Raw genomic sequence first — 18,543 nt, 5'->3', positions numbered from 1 at the left:
GGAGGTACAGAGTATGAAAAAGAAAATTTTGTGCCTCGCCATGACAGTGATAATGGCAGCAGGGGTACACACAACTGCATTTGCAAAGGATTCTCAGGGAGCCGACAGATGGCAGGTTAATTTCACCGGCGGCAAGATGGACAGTAATTTTAAAAGCTCCGATGTTACTGACGAGCTGGCAAATATCCAGCCGGGTGACAGCATCGAATTGAAGGTTCAGCTGAAGAACTCCGATAAAGGCGAGACCGATTGGTACATGACCAATGAGATCATCCAGACACTGGAGGAAGCACAGGAATCCGCTGAAGGTGGTGCTTACGAATACAAGCTGACTTATGTTGGAAGTGACAATACCGAAAAGGTACTCTATAACAGTGATACCGTCGGAGGTGAAGGTTCTTCTAAGACCGGTGAAGGTCTGAAGGAGCTTGGAAACTCTACCGAGAAATATTTCTACCTCGGCCGTCTTGCTTCCAATGGTACCGGAACCGTACACCTTACCATCGGTATCGAAGGTGAGACACAGGGCAATGGTTATCAGAACACGCTCGCAAAGCTTCGTATGAACTTTGCAGTGGAAAAGGTAAAAGTAAGCAATACCATTACCAAGACGAAAATCGTCAAGACAACCAATACCGTAAAGACCGGTGATACCGCAAGAGTCCTTCTCTTTAGTGTACTTACACTGATCAGTGGACTGATCCTTCTGGCATACGGAATCTACACATATAACAAGAACACAAAGAAACGCAGACGGAAAGGAGAGTAAGCAGATGAAAAGATGGAAAAAATTACTGGTTTCTCTTCTGACTGTATCAATGACGATCGGTGCATCCACGATGAGCGTTATGGCTGCTAACGGGTATACCTATAAGGTAACTTTATCGGCAGGTAATAAAGGAACGATAAACGGCCAGGCTAAGATGGAGCGGGATTCTGTTGTCGCCGGTTCTACTGTTACTTTTAATCTGAAGGACGTTCAGGTAACCGATGACAAATACTATATCAAAGGAATCCGTCTCAGCGGACGTGACAATGAAGAAGCTCTTGCTTCTCCTGTATTAGACAATGTAACCGGCGATGCCGACTATGTAGTAGCCTATGGAATCAAAAAGGACATGGTTGCCTACACCGTAAACTATCAGGATGCTTCCGGTAAGGCGCTTGCAGAAAGCCAGACCTTCTACGGAAATGTCGGTGACAAACCAATCGTCGCTTATCAGTATATTGAAAATTATATTCCAGATGCTCTTGCACTTACCAAGACTTTGAGTAATAATGAATCTGAGAATGTATTTACGTTTACCTACAAACCGGGTGCTACAGACCGTGTTGTTACAACAACAACCACCATCACAACGACTGTTCCTGGTACAGCAACTCCTGGCACAGGTACCGGTAATGTCGGTACAGCAGGTGGCACGACAGGCGGCACAACCGGTGGAACTGCCGGAACTACCGGTGGAACTACAACCGGAACTACCAGTGGCACTACAACCGGAACTACCGGTGGCACAACAGACGGAACCACAACCGGTACAACCGATGGTACAACGACAGATAACAATTCTCAGGATACGACAGCTAAAGATAAAGATACTGCAACATCTGAGGATGAACAGACACCAAAGTCTCTGGTAGATCTGGATGATGAAGACACTCCAAAAGGAAATATCGATGCGAAAGACAAAACGAGCAAAACTCCGATTGCAGCAGGGATCGGCATTATCGTTGTTGCGGTAGCAGCTCTCGTAGGACTGATCGTATTCTTGAAAAAACGTGCAAAATAAAAAAGCGCGGCACTAAAGGAGAAGTCTTTTTTGAAGAGAACGAAGAAAAAGAAAAGCCCGGTGGCTGCATTTTGCAGTGCACTGGGCACTGTTTTACTGACAGTACTGATTCTTGCCTGTATTCCGCTGACGCTTCCGAAAGCTTTTGGTTTTCAGATGTACACCGTGATCAGTGGGAGCATGGAACCGGCGATCCCGACGGGAAGCCTGGTCTATGTCCGATATGAAGAACCAGACACGATCGTCAAAGATGATGTCATTGCTTTTTACAGCAACAATGCAGACGGCTCGATCATCACCCACCGTGTAGTATCCAACAGCCCGGCGATGGGACAGTTTATCACCAAAGGGGATGCCAATGAGGAAAAAGATATGAATCCGATCCCTTACAACAACTACATCGGAAAAGTAAAGCTTTCTGTTCCGGTTGTCGGCGGTATCGCACAGGCTGCAACCGGCACTGCCGGAAAGATTGCCGCTGCATCCATCATCGGTCTTGCTGTGATTCTTGAAATCGTTGCTGCCATGCTTGACAGACGCGAAGACGAATAAGAGAGAACGTTTTTCATTTTAGCTTGCTAAAGTGTGAAACATTTGCTAAAATAATATCAGATTGTATTGTCAGAAGAAGATGGGGGAATTTCACAATTCTCCCATTTGTCATATATTGAAAAGAATGGAGAGGTGAACGGATTGTTATCCAACCAGATTTTACAGAGAACAATCAATGAAATAGGGGATATCATCGAGTGTAACTGTTCCATCTGGAACACAGACGGAGTGATGCTTGCAGCTGTAGGTAATGAGAAGCCTGCAGTAAAAAAAGCTGTCTGCTCATTTTTAAAAGAGCTGGAGGTTACCGGCGTATCGGAGGAGCACCTGGATGAATGCTATGGTCTGTTTCCGGTTTATGATGATGATGAACTGACTTATATTTTCGTAATCGAGCACAATAATGAGATTGATGTGCATACCAGCGGACGCTTAAGTGTCTGCCAGCTGGAGAGCCTTTTAAGATCCGGAAGCGAACGTCTTGACCGTAACCGTTTTATCCAGAACCTGCTCCTGGATAACCTGCTTCTCGTAGATATCTACAATCAGGCGAAAAAGCTTGGTATTACAGTTGAGCAGCGCAGAGTCGTCTATCTGATCGAACCGAAGAATCCGGATGACACGATCGTCCTGGATATGATCCGTGGGATTTATTCCTCGGGAACCGGTGATTTTGTTACTGCCGTAGATGAGGGACATATTATTCTGATCAAGTCCCTTGACAGTACGGATGATTATGATACGATCCGTTCGACTGCCGATATGCTGGTGAATGCGATCAACACCGAAGCTATGGTCAATGTCCGGCTTTCCTTCGGAACCATCATTCCCGAACTCAAAGAGGTCTCACAGTCTTACAAAGAAGCTGGCATGGCTCTGGATGTGGGACGTATCTTCTATCCGGAACGCAATATTTTATCCTACCGCGAACTCGGTATCGGACGGCTGATCCACCAGCTTCCCGTTTCCTTATGCGAGATGTTCCTGGAAGAAGTATTTGCCGGAAATACCGTTGATCAGTTTGACGAAGAAACCTTATCCACAGTTGATAAATTTTTTGAAAACAGCCTGAATATTTCGGAGACAGCGAGACAGCTTTTCGTCCACCGGAATACGCTCGTCTACCGGCTGGAGAAGATCCAGAAGCAGACCGGGCTGGATGTCAGAGTCTTTGAGGACGCCCTGACATTTAAGATTGCTCTGATGGTCGCAGACCACATGAAATTTATAGAAAACAGAAAATAGGAGGACATGATATGGTGAAATTATACGAAGGCGGTGCCTATCTTTTACACGGTACTGAGGTAATTGCAGATGCACCCGATGCACTTGCTGCCGTAAAAAGCAAGACAGGTATTGAGACAACAAAAGAAGCTGCTGCAAAAGAGACAATGGCTTATGGGATCTTAAGTGCGCATAATACTTCCGGTAATATGCAGCAGCTTCAGATCAAATTTGACAAGCTGACTTCGCACGACATTACCTTTGTCGGAATCATCCAGACTGCAAGAGCATCCGGACTGGAGAAATTCCCGATCCCTTATGTTCTGACCAACTGCCATAACTCTCTGTGTGCAGTCGGCGGTACGATCAATGAAGATGACCACATGTTTGGACTGACCTGTGCGAAGAAGTACGGCGGTGTCTATGTTCCGCCTCATCAGGCCGTTATCCACCAGTTTGCCCGTGAAATGCTCGCAGGCGGCGGCAAGATGATCCTTGGTTCTGACAGCCACACCCGTTATGGTGCACTCGGTACCATGGCAATGGGAGAGGGCGGACCGGAACTTGTAAAACAGCTTCTGAACAAGACTTATGATATCAAGATGCCGGGCGTTGTCGGAATCTATCTGGACGGCGAACCGGTGAAAGGTGTCGGACCGCAGGACGTTGCCCTTGCGATCATCGGCGCAACCTTCGGCAATGGCTATGTCAATAACAAGGTCATGGAATTTGTCGGACCTGGCGTTGGCAAATTAAGTGCAGACTTCCGTATCGGAATCGATGTTATGACGACAGAGACAACCTGCCTTTCTTCTATCTGGAGAACCGATGACAAGATCAAAGAGTTCTACGATATCCACGGAAGAAGTGATGACTTCAGGGAACTGGAGCCTGGCGCAGTCGCTTACTATGACGGTCTTGTATACGTCAATTTGAGCGAGATCAAGCCTATGATCGCCATGCCGTTCCATCCGTCTAATGTCTACACCATCGAGGATGTCAATGCCAACCTTGCAGATGTTCTCCACGATGTAGAGCAGCGCGCGCTGGTAAGCCTGGACGGTGCTGTGGATTACTCTCTTCAGGACAAGATCGTAAATGGTAAGCTTTATGTCGATCAGGGTATCATCGCAGGCTGTGCCGGCGGCGGTTTTGAAAATATCTGTGCTGCCGCAGACATCATCCGTGGCAAATACATCGGATCAGATGAATTTACCTTCAGTGTTTACCCGGCAAGTACACCGATCTACATGGAGCTTGTGAAAAATGGTGCGGTTGCTGACCTGATGGAAGCCGGTACGATCGTGAAGACTGCCTTCTGCGGACCGTGCTTCGGTGCAGGGGACACTCCTGCAAACAATGCATTTTCCATCCGTCACTCTACCCGTAACTTCCCGAACCGTGAAGGAAGCAAGCTGCAGAGTGGACAGATCGCATCTGTTGCCCTTATGGATGCACGTTCCATTGCCGCAACTGCTGCGAACAAAGGTTTCCTTACTCCGGCAACAGATTTTGATATTGAATACAAGAACCCGACCTACCACTTTGATTCCAGAATTTACGCCAACCGTGTATTTGACAGCCACGGCGTTGCTGATCCTTCGGTTGAGATCAAATTCGGACCGAACATCAAAGACTGGCCGGCAATGAGCGCTCTTCCTGAGAATCTGATCCTGAAGGTCGTATCTGAGATCCACGATCCGGTTACAACGACAGACGAACTGATCCCGTCCGGCGAGACTTCTTCTTATCGTTCCAACCCGCTTGGACTTGCTGAATTTGCACTTTCCAGAAAGGATCCTGCCTATGTAGGACGCGCGAAAGAGGTCCAGAAAGCCCAGAAAGCGATTGAAGCAGGTACTTGTCCACTGGATGTACTGGATGAATTAAAACCGGTGATGGCAGCAATCCAGAAGTCTTATCCGGAAGTCGGCAAAGGAAATATCGGTGTCGGAAGTACCATTTTCGCGGTCAAACCTGGTGATGGTTCTGCCCGTGAGCAGGCTGCTTCCTGCCAGAAGGTTCTCGGCGGCTGGGCGAATATCGCGAATGAGTACGCAACCAAACGTTACCGCTCGAACCTGATCAACTGGGGCATGCTTCCGTTTATTACCGAAGAGGAACACACAAAGCTTTCTTTCAGGAACGGTGACTATCTCTTCGTGCCGGATATCCGCAAAGCAGTAGAAGATAAAGCTTCCACGATCAAGGCTTATGTCGTAGGCGATGATCTGAAGGAGATTGATCTGAAGCTCGGTGATCTGACGGATGCAGAACGTGAGATCATCCTCAAAGGATGTCTGATCAATTATTACAGAGGTTAATTTTTCTCAGACAATGATATGATTTAAAAGGGACGGAAATTTTTCTGTCCCTTTTTGCAACACTTCCGACTTTTTTATACTCTTATATACAAAGAACCTGTTATGAGAGGAGGGACTTTATGATCGATGCAATTGCATTTAAAGAATTATATAAGACGGTTTATCAGGATCTGTATCGTTTTGCACTCTGCATGATGCATCATCCGCAGGATGCAGAAGACGCCGTCAGTGAAGCCGTTCTTTCCGCCTATGAGAACATACATAAATTACGCAAAGAAGAAGCATTCCGTTCCTGGATCTTTCAGATTCTGGCAAATGTGTGCCGCCGGAAGTTAAAGAGCCGTGAACGGACCGAGACCGAGCTGAAAGAAGATCATGCTTCTGCCACATACTGTGACGGACTCCGCACAGATGTGGAACGTGCTTTTCTTATTCTCGATGAAGACGATCAGCTGATCATCGGCTTATCCGTCTATGGCGGTTACAACAGTAAAGAGATTGGAAAAATGCTAAGGCTGAACCCGAATACAGTCCGCTCCCGCAGAAAGCGTGCCCTCGAAAAGATGAGCTGGCTTCTGAAAGAGTAGGATAAAAGAGTAATAGGAGGTGTTTCATATGACAGATCACGAAAAAGAAATACTGGATAAAATAAAACAATCTACGGAAAAAACTCCTGTTCCGGAAAGCCTTGCACCGGATCAGATTATGAAAATGCTGGAAGAGCATAACAGCACTCAGGCTTCCGGACATATCCCGAAAAAGCATGGATTTTCCCGCGGCCACCGGATGCGCGGAGGACTTATCGCTGCCGCACTGGTACTGGTTGTCGGCATTGGCGCCCACATCCGCCAGCAGAATCTTTCTTCAGACTCAGCCACTTTTTCCACAAAAGGCAGTTCTTCAATCGGTACATCCTCCGGTAAGCTTGTCTCTTCCGATACTTTAGAGACGGCAACCGATTATGATGAAATCTACACATACCTGCAATCTTATCAGGATGAGTTGGATTCTTCATCTGTTACCGGTTCAACCGACAGCGGAATTGTCATGTATTCAACTGAAACAGCCGACAGTGGTGCACGCACCGATAGTTCCAGCTCCTCTTCGGATTCTTCAACAGCCTCTGCACGTGCTGTGGATACTTCATTTTCCGATACCAACGTCCGCACAGAAAGCGTCGGTGAAGCAGACATTGTAAAAACGGATGGAAGTTATCTTTATACACTGAAAGCAAACTCACAGGAAATTTCCATTGTAGATATCCGGTCTGATCAGATGAAGGTTGTTTCCGGTATTTCGCTGAATGAGAATTTTCAGGCATCCGAATTTTACCTGAGTGACCAGAAGCTTTTTGTCCTTGGCAACATGCAGAACACGCAGGTTGATTCTGACAGTAAAACCTTGTACCGCGGCAGCTGTACCCGTATCCAGACTTATGATCTGGCAGATATCAACAATCCGAAATCCATCGGAACCGTGGATCAGAGTGGTTACTACCGCACTTCACGTTTTAAAGACGGATATCTGTATGTATTCAGCGACTATTATATTTACGATACGATCACCAAAAAAGATTATCCTTCCTATGTTCCGCTTGTTGGTGACAATCTTCTGAAGCAGTCGGATATCTATCTCCCGACGAACCATGCAGCAGACCAGTACCTTGTTGTCAGCTCCGTTTCCGCTTCCAGTCCGGATGAGGCAGCAGACCAGAAAGCAGTCATGTCTGAGAATGGCGAAGTCTATGTGAGTGAGAACAACATTTATATTTACGAGTATGCGAACAGCAGTATCCTCGCAGATAATCTTGCGGCAAAGAATCAGACGATCCTCCGCAAGCTGTCTTACAATAAAGGAAAACTTTCCGGCTCTGCCCAGGGCAAAGTAAAAGGATATCTGAACGATTCCTTCAGCATTGATGAGTATGACAATACGTTGCGGCTGGTGACAACGGTTACGCATAATGTCGGAAGCTCTTCACAGTCCAATGCAGTCTATGTGCTGGATGCAAATTTGAAAACAATCGGTAAGATCGAGGATCTTGCCAAAAATGAACAGATCTATTCCGCAAGATTTTTGGGCGATACCGGTTACTTTGTAACTTATGAACAGACAGATCCTTTATTCTCCGTAGACTTTTCCGATCCGGAGAATCCGAAGATCCTTGGCAAGCTGAAAATTCCCGGCTTTTCGGAATACCTGCATTTTTACAGTGATAACCTGCTTCTTGGCATCGGTATGGATACCGATGAAAATGGCATTACAAACGGGGTAAAGATCTCCATGTTTGATATCAGTGATCCTTCGGATGTGAAGGAAGTCAGCAAGTACACACTGGATCAGTACTATTACTCGGATGTTTTTTCTGACTACCGTGCAGCACTGGTTGATCCGGAAAAGAATCTGATCGGCTTTCCGCTTTCCGGATCTGCCAACCAGTATGTGATCCTTTCTTACGATAAAGATCAGGGCTTCCAGGTACAGATGCAGGAGGAAGTCAACGGTAATTCTTATCTTGGAACCCGCGGTGTGTATGCAAATGAAAAGTTCTATGTGATCAATGGAAATGCAATTGAAGCATACCGGATGGGAGACTATGTGAAGATAGATGATCTGCTGCTATAGTGCAGCTTTGCAGAAGGAGCTGCCGCTCCGCATGCTTTGTACACCATTCCACATCACCTTATACACCAAAATCGTATATACAAAAACAGGTGCCCACTGGGATATATCACTAAGATATACTTACGTGGACACCTGTTTTATATTTTCATTTACCTGTTATTCCACACCGTTAAAGCAGTAGGTACATACCTGGCATGCATCAATCCCGATTGATTTGATCAGATCATCCAGTCTGTGATAACGAAGTGAAGTGAAATTCTGTCTCTTACGGATTTCCTCCAGCATTGCTGCATACCGGTCACTGTTCGGATCCGCATATTCACCCAGTACATTGACATCATTGTCGCCTTCCCACTCACGGATAATCCTTCTTGTGATCAGATCCAGATCTGATTTGGAACGGGAGAAGTTCAAATATTTGCATCCGTACAAAAGCGGTGGACATGCCGGGCGGACATGCACTTCTTTTGCGCCACTCTGATACAGGAACTCTGTCGTCTCACGGAGCTGTGTGCCACGCACGATAGAATCATCGATCAGCAGCAGGCTCCTGTCTTCGATCAGACTATGTACCGGGATCAGTTTCATTCTGGCGATCAGATTACGCTGACTCTGTGTTGTCGGCATGAAGGATCTTGGCCAGGTCGGAGTATATTTGATAAATGGTCTTGCATACGGAATACCTGATTCATTTGCATAGCCTATCGCATGAGCAATACCCGAATCCGGAACTCCTGCAACAATATCCACGTCGATCGAATGGTCATCTCTCTGTGCTAAAAGCTTTCCACAGTTGTAACGCATTTCTTCTACACCAACCCCTTCATAAGAAGAAGTAGGATATCCATAGTATACCCACAGGAACGAACAGATTCTCATCTTTTCACATGCAGGACTTACAGTCTCCACAGATTCCGGTGTCACGTAGACGATTTCTCCAGGTCCCAGCTCTTTGTAATCTGTGTATCCAAGGTTGATATATGCAAAGCTTTCAAAGGAAACGCAGTATGCATTCTCTTTCTTTCCGATCACAACCGGTGTACGTCCGAGAAGGTCTCTGGCTGCATAAATTCCATTCTCTGTCAGAAGCAGAAGTGTCATCGAGCCTTCAACTACTGACTGCACATAACGGATTCCCTCAACAAACGAATCCTTTTTACAGATCAATGCCGCAACCAGCTCTGTAGAATTGATCTGTCCATTGGTCATAGACTGAAAATGTGTATGTCCATTTTCATAAAGATTCCGGATCAGCTGATCCGCATTATTGATCTTACCTACTGTCGTAATTCCAAAGCACCCCAGATGCGACTGGATCAGAATTGGCTGTGGATCATAATCTGAAATACATCCAATTCCAATATTTCCCTTCATTGTATCAACATCTTTTTCAAATTTTGTACGGAACGGCGAATTTTCTATATTATGAATCGCTCTCTTCCAGCCATCACTTCCGTAAGTAGCCATACCTCCGCGGCGGGTTCCAAGATGCGAATGATAATCTGTTCCATAAAAAAGATCCAGATTACATGCTTCTTTTGATGCAACGCCAAAAAATCCTCCCATATCTGTAGGTCTCCTTTCTTTATCCCAATGCCATAGCCTGTATTTTTCATCTATTTTTTAGTGTATCATGCATTTATGGATGGAAACAATAGCAAAACCCCGAATATATTGCAAATGGCTATAACTATTTCTAATCGTATTTATAATTGTTTGAATTTTCTGATATATATATTACAATTTCAATTCTTTCTAATTTTAACAAAATTATTTTAAAATTATATTGACAAATAAGCATTTGGGTGTTATTATTAAGTCAATCCAAAAGAAAAGAAGTTCCTGACGAGAAAGGGAATTTCAAAAAGATATTTTTTTAATCTGTTACATAGTTTCATATATACTCGCCAAGAGTATAAGATGAAGAACCAGATCAGAAAAGGGTAACAAGAATAATTGTTATTTGAAGGTTAGAAAGTTTTAAAAAAGCAACTATACATTTTGGTTATGAGCGTTTTGTAAGCGGAGTGTGTAGAGAACAATTTTTAAAATTGATAATTTATAATAATAAGAGAAAATTGATATCTGACTTCTGAACAGAAAAAAGTATAAGAGAAAAAGAATATCCGGATAAAATTTTGGAACGAGAACGAAAGGAAGGAGGCTTTGACCGTTGGATATTTCATCATCTAAAACTCAATATGTTAATGGTATGGCAAATGTAAATTCCTGTGAGATGAGCCTTAACCATAGATTATAATCCGGTAAGAGAAAAGTTAATGATAAAAAAGGTCGGAGTAGTAGATAAACCGGAAGCGATTATAAGATATAAAAAGATTCAGCATTTGTTGACATATTGAAGTAAATACCACAGTAATTCAAGATCAGAAAATGTGTAAAGAAACATTCATTGATAAGTAAATTTAACAGTGACGAGAAAGCTGATAAATACCAAAATTGGATTACCTGATTATATAAAATAACGAACGATCAGAATTGATCAAAATCGATTCATATGATTTCATTTTTATAAATTTTATAAAATCTGAATATCATATGAAATGCTCAAAGAACTTACAGGAATAAGAATTACTTAATTCCTCCGATATAAAAATAAAAATTACAATTGAATATTCCGAGACAGCCATTCAAAAGATGGCTGTCTCCTTTTTTTCTGTTACCAGCTCCCAATTTGTGAATTTTTTGTAATATTTTTTTAACATTTCTGAAAAATATCAGCCGTAATTTTTGACATTGACAACGCTCTATGATACACTTAGTAAGTAAAATTATAAGACTTTTGTTTTCCGTTTCTGGTACAAAAGTCAGACTTACTGAGGAAAAGTAAAATAATTAATAATAATCATATGAGGTGAGAAACGTTGGATAAATATGAATATCGCGCAAAGACAGAGCAGATGCTTGCGTATGCCGAACAGAAGTCTTACCAGAAAGCGATGTCGATTGCAGATACGATCGACTGGCGTAAAGTAAAAAATACCGCCATGCTCTCTACCGTAAGCGAAATCTATGAAAATGCGGGGGAACTTGGTAAAGCACGTGATACCTTATTTATTGCGTATGATAAAGCACCTTCCAGCAGAAAGGTTGTATACCGCCTGGGAATTATTTCTCTGAAGCTGGGACATTTCGATGAAGCAGCTGATTGCTACGAAGAATTTGTCAAGCTTGCTCCGAAAGATCCAAACCAGTACATTCTCCGGTATAAGATCTTAAAAGCACAGAAAGCGCCAGTCAAAGAACAGATTGAAGCTCTTGAAGATTTCAAGCATTCTGAATACGTTGAAAAATGGGCATATGAACTTGCCAGATTATACGCTGAAGCCGGTATGACTTCCGAATGTCTTGATGAATGTGATGATCTGATTCTCTGGTTCAGCGAAGGTACTTATGTATACCAGGCAATGGAACTTAAAATGAAATACAAACCGCTGACTCCACTTCAGCAGGAAAAATACGATCATCGAAATGATGGTATCGGCCGTAAGGATTCTTCCAAGAGAAAACCTTCCTTCCGAAAATCCAAAGAACGTCCGGCACCGAATCCACGAATTGCAGACAAGGTCCGCAAAGATGTACATGTCACAGACAGTATTGATCTTCCGGATCTTCCAGAGCCAATGGCCCGGACACATGCTTCCGAACCAGAAGCTGAGTCACAGCCAAAAACCCGGATTCGAAGCACTTCCGATATTTCCACAACCATTTCCGGTGCTTCCCTTTCAGATGCCCTGAAAGCCGGTGTTGCCGTTGCAAGTGGTGCAGTTGCTCCTGAATCTGCTTCAGACGATTCACAGATGACCGGTAAGATGAAGATTGAAGAAATTCTTGCCAACTGGGAAGCAACTCAGCGTGAAAATGCAAAGATTCTTGAAAAGAGCCAGGAGGAAGCTGAGAAAGAAAAAGCCCTGCGCGAGAAGAAGAAAGAAGAAGAAGAGGAAGTTCTTGGAGCTACAAAACCAATCCTTTCTGATGATATCCGCAAACTGATGGAACAGCTTGAAAATGGTGAAGAGCCTGAAATCACCGATGAAGATGCTGAAGATTTCGTTGATGATGAAGAGGATGAAGCGACTGAAAGCCCGGAAGATTCATCCAAAGAAGCTTCAGACACTGACGAGGAAGAGCCGGAAGAAAATGATTTTGAAGAAATCGTTGACTCCGAAGAAGATGATGAATCGGATGCGGTTTACGATGAAGAAGCTGAATACGAGGATGAGGATGATTCCGAGTATGACGACGAGGAGGAATACGAGGATGAAGATGATTCCGAGTATGATGACGACGAGGAATACGAGGATGAAGATGATTCCGAGTATGACGACGACGAGGAATACGAGGATGAAGACGATTCCGAGTATGATGACGAGGAAGAATACGAAGATGAGGATGATTCCGAGTATGATGACAACGAGGAATACGAGGATGAAGATGATTCCGAGTATGACGAGGAAGAATACGAGGATGAAGATGATTCCGAGTATGACGACGACGAGGAATACGAGGATGAGGACGATTCCGAGTATGACGACGACGAGGAATACGAGGATGAAGATGATTCCGAGTATGACGATGACGAGGAATACGAAGATGAAGATGATTCCGAGTATGACGATGACGAGGAATACGAAGATGAAGACGATTCCGAGTATGACGATGACGAGGAATACGAGGATGAAGACGATTCCGAGTATGACGATGACGAAGAATACGAGGATGAAGACGAAGATGACTACCAGATCGATGATGAATTAGATGAAGATCATAAAGAGGATTTTGATTTTGAAAAAGAATCTGCTCTCGATATCGATGATCATGATTCTGACGAAGATGATAGTGATTTTGCAGACCTTGATTCCTTTGAAGATGAAGAAGAATTAGATAGCAGTGATGATTATCTTGATCTTGAATTTGACGAGAAACCGGCTCCTGAGCCAGAGAAAGAAACTTCAAAATCAGCGCCAACTCCTGATATTGACGAAGTTCTTGAAATCGAAGAACCGTCAGAAGATGAAATCACCGAACGCATGGGTAAATTCGATACCGGATTCGTTGTACAGGGTCGTTACGATCTGAGTGCAACAAGTGAGATTGGACTGAAGCTTGGACTTACTGAAGAGCAGAAGCAGCTGTTCTCTTACTTTGTACCGATCCGTGGTGTCAGTGAACAGCTTGTTGAAATCCTTGATAACGACAAACGTTGCCGTAACCGTTATGGAACTTCCCGCACAGGCAACATCCTGATCCTTGGCCGCAAGGGAAGCGGAAAAACAGTCCTCGCAGTTGATATTGTAAAAGCAATCCAGAAACAGCGCAGACTCAAACAGGGTAAAGTTGCAATCGTAACCGGTGATTCTCTGAACAAAAAGGACATCGGAAGTATCATCGATAAGCTGAACGGTGGCGCACTGATCATCGAAAAAGCTTCCAAGATGAATGACAGAACCATCCGCGAACTGAATGACATGATGGATGAACAGACCGGCGAACTTCTCTTCCTTCTGGAAGACCAGAAGAAACCGCTGGAAAGAATGTTTGCATCCCATCGCGAATTCAAACGTAAATTTACTTCCAGACTGGAGCTTCCGGTATTCATCAATGATGAACTGGTTACATTCGGTCAGACCTATGCTAAGGAAAACGGATACCGTATCGATGAAATGGGAATCCTTGCATTATACAGCCGGATTGATATGATGCAGAGAGAAGATCATGCGGTTACTGTTGCAGAAGTAAAAGAGATCATGGATGAAGCAATTTCACATTCCCAGAAAGCAAATGTAAAACATCTTGTGAAACGGGTATTTGGAAGAAGCACTGATAATTCAGACCACATCATCCTGAAAGAAGAAGATTTTAAAGCATAAGATTTCTACAAAGAACGCGCTTCCGGCGCGTTCTTTTGTTGTATACGCAGACAAAACCGATAACTATAAACAAAGAGTTTTAGATATCTTACATAAGAAATGTATAAGTTGTCCAAAACTCTTTCTTTTTATCGCTATTTCTAGTATAATATTCCTAAATATCTTTGATAGAAGGTGAATGGGATGGCAGTAAAAAAAACAACAGCACAACAGACCAACACGACCCGCAAGACGGCCGTAAAAAAATCTACTGTAAAAAAACCGGCAGCTGCTAAAACTGCTGCTAAAAAGTCTACAGCTAAAAAGTCTGTAAAAACTGTAACAACAGATAAACCCGCTGATTATAGAATCGGCGAATTAGATCAATATTTATTCGGACAGGGAACCCATTATGAAATCTATAAAAAAATGGGTGCACATTTTGTAAAAGATGGAAAAAAAACCGGCGTATATTTCGCAGTATGGGCTCCACACGCCAGATCAGTTGCCGTAGTCGGTGAATTCAACGGCTGGAGTGAAGATGCAAACGTTATGAAGCGTCAGGAACCACTTGGAATCTATACCGCATTTGTTCCGGAAGCACAGCTCGGACAGCTTTACAAGTACTGTATCGAGACACAGACCGGAGATAAGCTTTACAAAGCTGATCCATTTGCGAACAGTGCAGAGTTGAGACCGGGAACAGCCTCAAGGATTGCTGATATCTCCCATTTAAAATGGAGTGACAGTGTCTGGATGAAGCACCGGGCAGAATGGGATTTCCATTCCTCACCGATTTCCATTTATGAAGCACATATCGGTTCCTGGATGCGCCATCCGGGACGTGAAGATGAGGGGTTCTACAGCTACCGTGAATTTGCGCATGCAGCTACAGACTACATAAAAAAGATGGGGTATACTCATATCGAACTGATGGGAATTTCAGAATACCCATTTGACGGCTCCTGGGGATATCAGGTGACCGGATATTATGCTCCGACCTCCCGTTATGGTACGCCGGAAGATTTCGCATATATGATCAATTATTTCCATAAGAATAAGATTGGCGTAATCCTTGACTGGGTACCGGCACATTTTCCACGCGATGCACACGGACTCGCTGATTTTGACGGCACAGCTACCTTTGAATATGCAGATCCTAAGAAAGGGGAACATCCGGACTGGGGAACCAAGATCTTCGATTATGGTAAAGCAGAAGTTAAGAACTTCCTGATCGCCAACGCACTGTTCTGGATCGAACATTATCACATCGATGGTCTCCGCGTAGATGCTGTTGCTTCCATGCTGTATCTTGATTACGGTAAAGAAGACGGTCAGTGGATCGCCAACAAATACGGCAGCAATGAGAATCTGGAAGCAATCGAATTTTTCAAGCATCTGAATTCCGTTACTACCGGACGTAACCCTGGCGCACTGATGATCGCAGAAGAATCCACCGCATGGCCAAAAGTAACAGGCAAACCGGAAGATGATGGTCTTGGATTCAGCCTGAAGTGGAACATGGGATGGATGCATGACTTTACCGAATACATGAAGCTGGATCCATATTTCCGCAAAGGCGACCACTACGGTATGACATTTGCCTTAACCTATGCATACAGCGAGAATTATATTCTTGTATTATCACATGATGAAGTGGTACATCTAAAATGCTCTATGCTCAATAAGATGCCTGGTCTTGGATTTGAGAAATTCGCCAACCTGAAGGTCGGTTATGCTTTCATGATGGGACATCCTGGAAAGAAACTTCTCTTCATGGGACAGGATTTCGGACAGCTCCGCGAGTGGAGCGAGGCGCGTGAGCTTGACTGGTATCTCCTTGCAGAGCCGGAGCATCAGGCACTCCAGAATTTCTACCGTGACCTACTGCATCTTTACACACACAACAAAGCCATGTATGAACAGGATACCTGCATGGAAGGCTTTGAGTGGGTCAATGCAGATGACAGCTCACGAAGTATTTACAGCTTCATCCGTCATTCAAAGGGCGCAAAAAAGAACCTTTTATTCGTATGTAACTTCACACCGATCGAACGACCGGAGTACCGTGTCGGCGTACCACGCGGCAAACAGTACCGCCTGGTACTGAACAGTGATGAATTGCAGTATGGCGGAAGCGGAAAAGCCCGCCCGGCAGTATATAAAGCAAAGAAACAGGAATGTGATGGAAGACCATATTCATTTGGTTACGATCTTCCGCCATACGGTGTTGCTGTATTCGAATTTTAACATAGCAAGTCAATGCAACCTGCGCAAAATATTCATCATACGAATAATTGATTCCACCAATTATTTTCTTAACATTTCCCGGATTCGTTCTTCCAGAGTTTCTTCTGGAAGAACTCCGGTTGTATATCCACAGATTTTTCCATCTCTGTACACCACAAACGTCGGTACGATCTCAATGCCTATATACTCTGCAAGCTCTTTCGATATATCAATATCAATCTTATAAAAAATCCATTTTCCCTGATACCGGCTGGCAATCCTTTCCACAACAGGATACATCATTCCGCACTTTGGACACCATGATGCGTAAAATTCCACAATTACCGGCATCCTCTGCTTTCCGACTATATTTTCATAATCCTTCGTGATCAATGCGATACCCATACACTTTCCTCATTTCTGCCATCTCAGGCTATGTAAAAAGGACTGGATTAGTGGCATCCACATTTCGGGTTTAAGATTTTATAGACTTCCTGAAAAGAATTTCTGAAACAGATCAGCTTTTTATTAAATCTTGGATTCTTATAGCAAAACCCCCGCATACAATTCTGAAAATGATGCTTTTTCCGCATATCTGTTCCTTCCTGACTTCCTCTTTCTACAATATATGCAAAAAGACAGCCGATGTGCGGATTGCTCCGTATCTGCTGTCTCTTATATTGCCAGGGATCATCTTACGCACTCAGCGCCTTTATGATCTGCCTGTTGCATTTTATTCAATTGTCTTACTGGCGCATTGCGATCAGTTTATGGATCGGATGTCCCTGCCCGGAAAATTTCTCCTCGTACTCAGTCATAACATTCCCTCTGCTGAGTGTCGGATCATTGTGAAGATCATAGGTCTTCGCCAGAAGTACCCAGCCTGCCAACTCCACCTGCTCCAGTGAAAAGTCAAACAGCTCTCTGTTGTCTGTCTTAAATTCAACGACTCCGTCAAAGGCAAGGATCTTGTCATACCGCTCAAAAAACTGCTTGGAAGTAAGTCTGCGCTTTGCATGACGTGCTTTCGGCCACGGATCTGAAAAATTCAGATAAATCTTGTCAATCTCTCCGACAGCAAAAACCTCCGGCAGATTTGTCGCATCCATACAAATAAAACGAATATTGTTGACATCCTTGTATTCCTCGTCATTGTCAAAGCGTTCCAGCGCCCGAAGCAGTACGCTTGAATAACGTTCGATACCGATATAGTTGATGGATGGATTCTCCTTTGCAAGTGTCAGAAGAAACTGTCCTTTTCCCATCCCGATCTCAATATGGATCGGATTCTCCGGATTCTGAAAAGTCTCTTTCCAGGTGCCGCGATATCTGGTCTCATTTTTAATTACAAGGGGATGAGCTGTCAGATAAGCATCTGCTCCCGGTACATTTCTTAACCTCATATATCTTTCTCTTCCTTTAGTGAAAATATGTATAACCTTATTTATTTTATACTATTCTGAAATATTTGAAAACCCAAAAATATATTTTATAAGTTTTGTATAAAATATTCTTATGATATTCTCTTATTATTTAGTAGATTTTTCCAATTTAAAGTAGTAGAATATGTATGCATTATTAAAAATATATAAATAATTTCTAAGAAAGGAGTCGGACAATGGATCATATTGTTAAAAAGCTCTCCGAAATCGAACACGCAGCCGAAGCTGTTGTGGAACACGCGGAACTGGAAAAATCAGAACTGGAAGAACGCATTCAAAATGAACGCAATCAGTTCGACAAACAACTTGAAGATCACACCCAAAAGGAGCTGAACGATATCCACAAAGGATTAAATCGTCAGATGGATGAGATTCTTGCAAGGCAGAACCGTAAGAACCAGACAGCGATCGAAGAACTTAAAAAAGATTTTGAAGAGAAGCATACGGCATATGCCGAGAAAATTGTCAGACGTATCATAGAGGGATAGCA

Annotated in this window: 13 protein-coding genes; 10 read left to right on the top strand and 3 right to left on the bottom strand. The window is 43.6% G+C overall.

Features of this window, described 5'->3' with window-relative positions:
* Nucleotides 1-13 precede the first annotated feature (13 nt).
* The 7 genes from PGY05_RS09220 to PGY05_RS09190 all read left to right on the top strand — a co-directional run bounded on the left by PGY05_RS09220 (nucleotide 14) and on the right by PGY05_RS09190 (nucleotide 8,515).
* A complete protein-coding gene (locus tag PGY05_RS09220) occupies nucleotides 14-769 on the top strand; it encodes a sortase B protein-sorting domain-containing protein (RefSeq protein WP_270475732.1) in 756 nt (251 codons plus the stop codon).
* A gap of 4 nt (nucleotides 770-773) precedes the next feature.
* On the top strand, nucleotides 774-1,790 hold the full coding sequence (locus PGY05_RS09215) for a hypothetical protein (protein WP_270475731.1): 1,017 nt from the start codon (nucleotides 774-776) through the stop codon (nucleotides 1,788-1,790).
* 30 nt (nucleotides 1,791-1,820) lie between these two features.
* A complete protein-coding gene (locus PGY05_RS09210) occupies nucleotides 1,821-2,342 on the top strand; it encodes a signal peptidase I (protein ID WP_270475730.1) in 522 nt (173 codons plus the stop codon).
* A gap of 141 nt (nucleotides 2,343-2,483) precedes the next feature.
* Nucleotides 2,484-3,587, top strand: a complete 1,104-nt coding sequence (locus tag PGY05_RS09205; RefSeq protein WP_215634134.1) for a PucR family transcriptional regulator — start codon at nucleotides 2,484-2,486, stop codon at nucleotides 3,585-3,587.
* A gap of 11 nt (nucleotides 3,588-3,598) precedes the next feature.
* Nucleotides 3,599-5,890: a hydratase gene (locus PGY05_RS09200; protein WP_008371154.1), complete on the top strand. Its 2,292-nt coding sequence runs from the start codon at nucleotides 3,599-3,601 to the stop codon at nucleotides 5,888-5,890.
* A 119-nt stretch (nucleotides 5,891-6,009) separates the two neighbouring features.
* Nucleotides 6,010-6,477: an RNA polymerase sigma factor gene (locus PGY05_RS09195; protein WP_008371152.1), complete on the top strand. Its 468-nt coding sequence runs from the start codon at nucleotides 6,010-6,012 to the stop codon at nucleotides 6,475-6,477.
* Nucleotides 6,478-6,505: 28 nt separating this feature from the next.
* Nucleotides 6,506-8,515, top strand: coding sequence for a beta-propeller domain-containing protein (locus tag PGY05_RS09190; protein ID WP_270475727.1), 2,010 nt, complete (start codon nucleotides 6,506-6,508; stop codon nucleotides 8,513-8,515).
* Nucleotides 8,516-8,671: 156 nt separating this feature from the next.
* Here the strand turns inward: PGY05_RS09190 and PGY05_RS09185 are convergent, their stop codons facing one another.
* A complete protein-coding gene (locus PGY05_RS09185) occupies nucleotides 8,672-10,081 on the bottom strand; it encodes an amidophosphoribosyltransferase (protein WP_055155981.1) in 1,410 nt (469 codons plus the stop codon).
* 1,316 nt (nucleotides 10,082-11,397) lie between these two features.
* Here PGY05_RS09185 and PGY05_RS09180 point away from each other — a divergent pair.
* Nucleotides 11,398-14,403, top strand: a complete 3,006-nt coding sequence (locus PGY05_RS09180) for a tetratricopeptide repeat protein (protein ID WP_270475726.1) — start codon at nucleotides 11,398-11,400, stop codon at nucleotides 14,401-14,403.
* Between the two features lie 183 nt (nucleotides 14,404-14,586).
* The gene (glgB, locus tag PGY05_RS09175; RefSeq protein WP_270475725.1) at nucleotides 14,587-16,632 is read left to right on the top strand and encodes a 1,4-alpha-glucan branching protein GlgB; all 2,046 of its coding nucleotides are present in this window, start codon (nucleotides 14,587-14,589) and stop codon (nucleotides 16,630-16,632) included.
* Between the two features lie 60 nt (nucleotides 16,633-16,692).
* Here the strand turns inward: glgB and PGY05_RS09170 are convergent, their stop codons facing one another.
* Entirely contained in the window at nucleotides 16,693-17,016 is a 324-nt protein-coding gene (locus PGY05_RS09170; protein WP_270475723.1) for a thioredoxin family protein, read from the bottom strand.
* 341 nt (nucleotides 17,017-17,357) lie between these two features.
* Nucleotides 17,358-18,014, bottom strand: a complete 657-nt coding sequence (gene trmB, locus PGY05_RS09165; protein WP_008371128.1) for a tRNA (guanosine(46)-N7)-methyltransferase TrmB — start codon at nucleotides 18,012-18,014, stop codon at nucleotides 17,358-17,360.
* Between the two features lie 215 nt (nucleotides 18,015-18,229).
* Here trmB and PGY05_RS09160 point away from each other — a divergent pair, with 215 nt between their 5' ends.
* Nucleotides 18,230-18,541 (top strand): hypothetical protein, encoded by a 312-nt coding sequence (locus PGY05_RS09160; RefSeq protein ID WP_008371126.1) that lies wholly within the window; start codon nucleotides 18,230-18,232, stop codon nucleotides 18,539-18,541.
* The last annotated feature ends 2 nt before the right edge of the window (nucleotides 18,542-18,543 follow it).

Origin of the sequence: Coprococcus sp. AF51-11b1 (genome assembly GCF_027682785.1) — a bacterium.
In the GTDB taxonomy this organism is placed as follows: Bacteria; Bacillota; Clostridia; order Lachnospirales; family Lachnospiraceae; genus Allocoprococcus; species Allocoprococcus comes.
This window is presented reverse-complemented; position numbering and strand designations above follow the sequence as displayed.

What these genes read in the sequence shown, in the direction of transcription:
- PGY05_RS09220 (WP_270475732.1), top strand. Translation starts at nt 14, where the DNA reads ATGAAAAAGAAAATTTTGTGCCTCGCCATGACAGTGATAATGGCAGCA.
- PGY05_RS09215 (WP_270475731.1), top strand. Translation starts at nt 774, where the DNA reads ATGAAAAGATGGAAAAAATTACTGGTTTCTCTTCTGACTGTATCAATG.
- PGY05_RS09200 (WP_008371154.1), top strand. Translation starts at nt 3,599, where the DNA reads ATGGTGAAATTATACGAAGGCGGTGCCTATCTTTTACACGGTACTGAG.
- PGY05_RS09195 (WP_008371152.1), top strand. Translation starts at nt 6,010, where the DNA reads ATGATCGATGCAATTGCATTTAAAGAATTATATAAGACGGTTTATCAG.
- PGY05_RS09190 (WP_270475727.1), top strand. Translation starts at nt 6,506, where the DNA reads ATGACAGATCACGAAAAAGAAATACTGGATAAAATAAAACAATCTACG.
- PGY05_RS09185 (WP_055155981.1), bottom strand. Translation starts at nt 10,081, where the DNA reads ATGGGAGGATTTTTTGGCGTTGCATCAAAAGAAGCATGTAATCTGGAT.
- glgB (WP_270475725.1), top strand. Translation starts at nt 14,587, where the DNA reads ATGGCAGTAAAAAAAACAACAGCACAACAGACCAACACGACCCGCAAG.
- PGY05_RS09170 (WP_270475723.1), bottom strand. Translation starts at nt 17,016, where the DNA reads ATGGGTATCGCATTGATCACGAAGGATTATGAAAATATAGTCGGAAAG.
- trmB (WP_008371128.1), bottom strand. Translation starts at nt 18,014, where the DNA reads ATGAGGTTAAGAAATGTACCGGGAGCAGATGCTTATCTGACAGCTCAT.
- PGY05_RS09160 (WP_008371126.1), top strand. Translation starts at nt 18,230, where the DNA reads ATGGATCATATTGTTAAAAAGCTCTCCGAAATCGAACACGCAGCCGAA.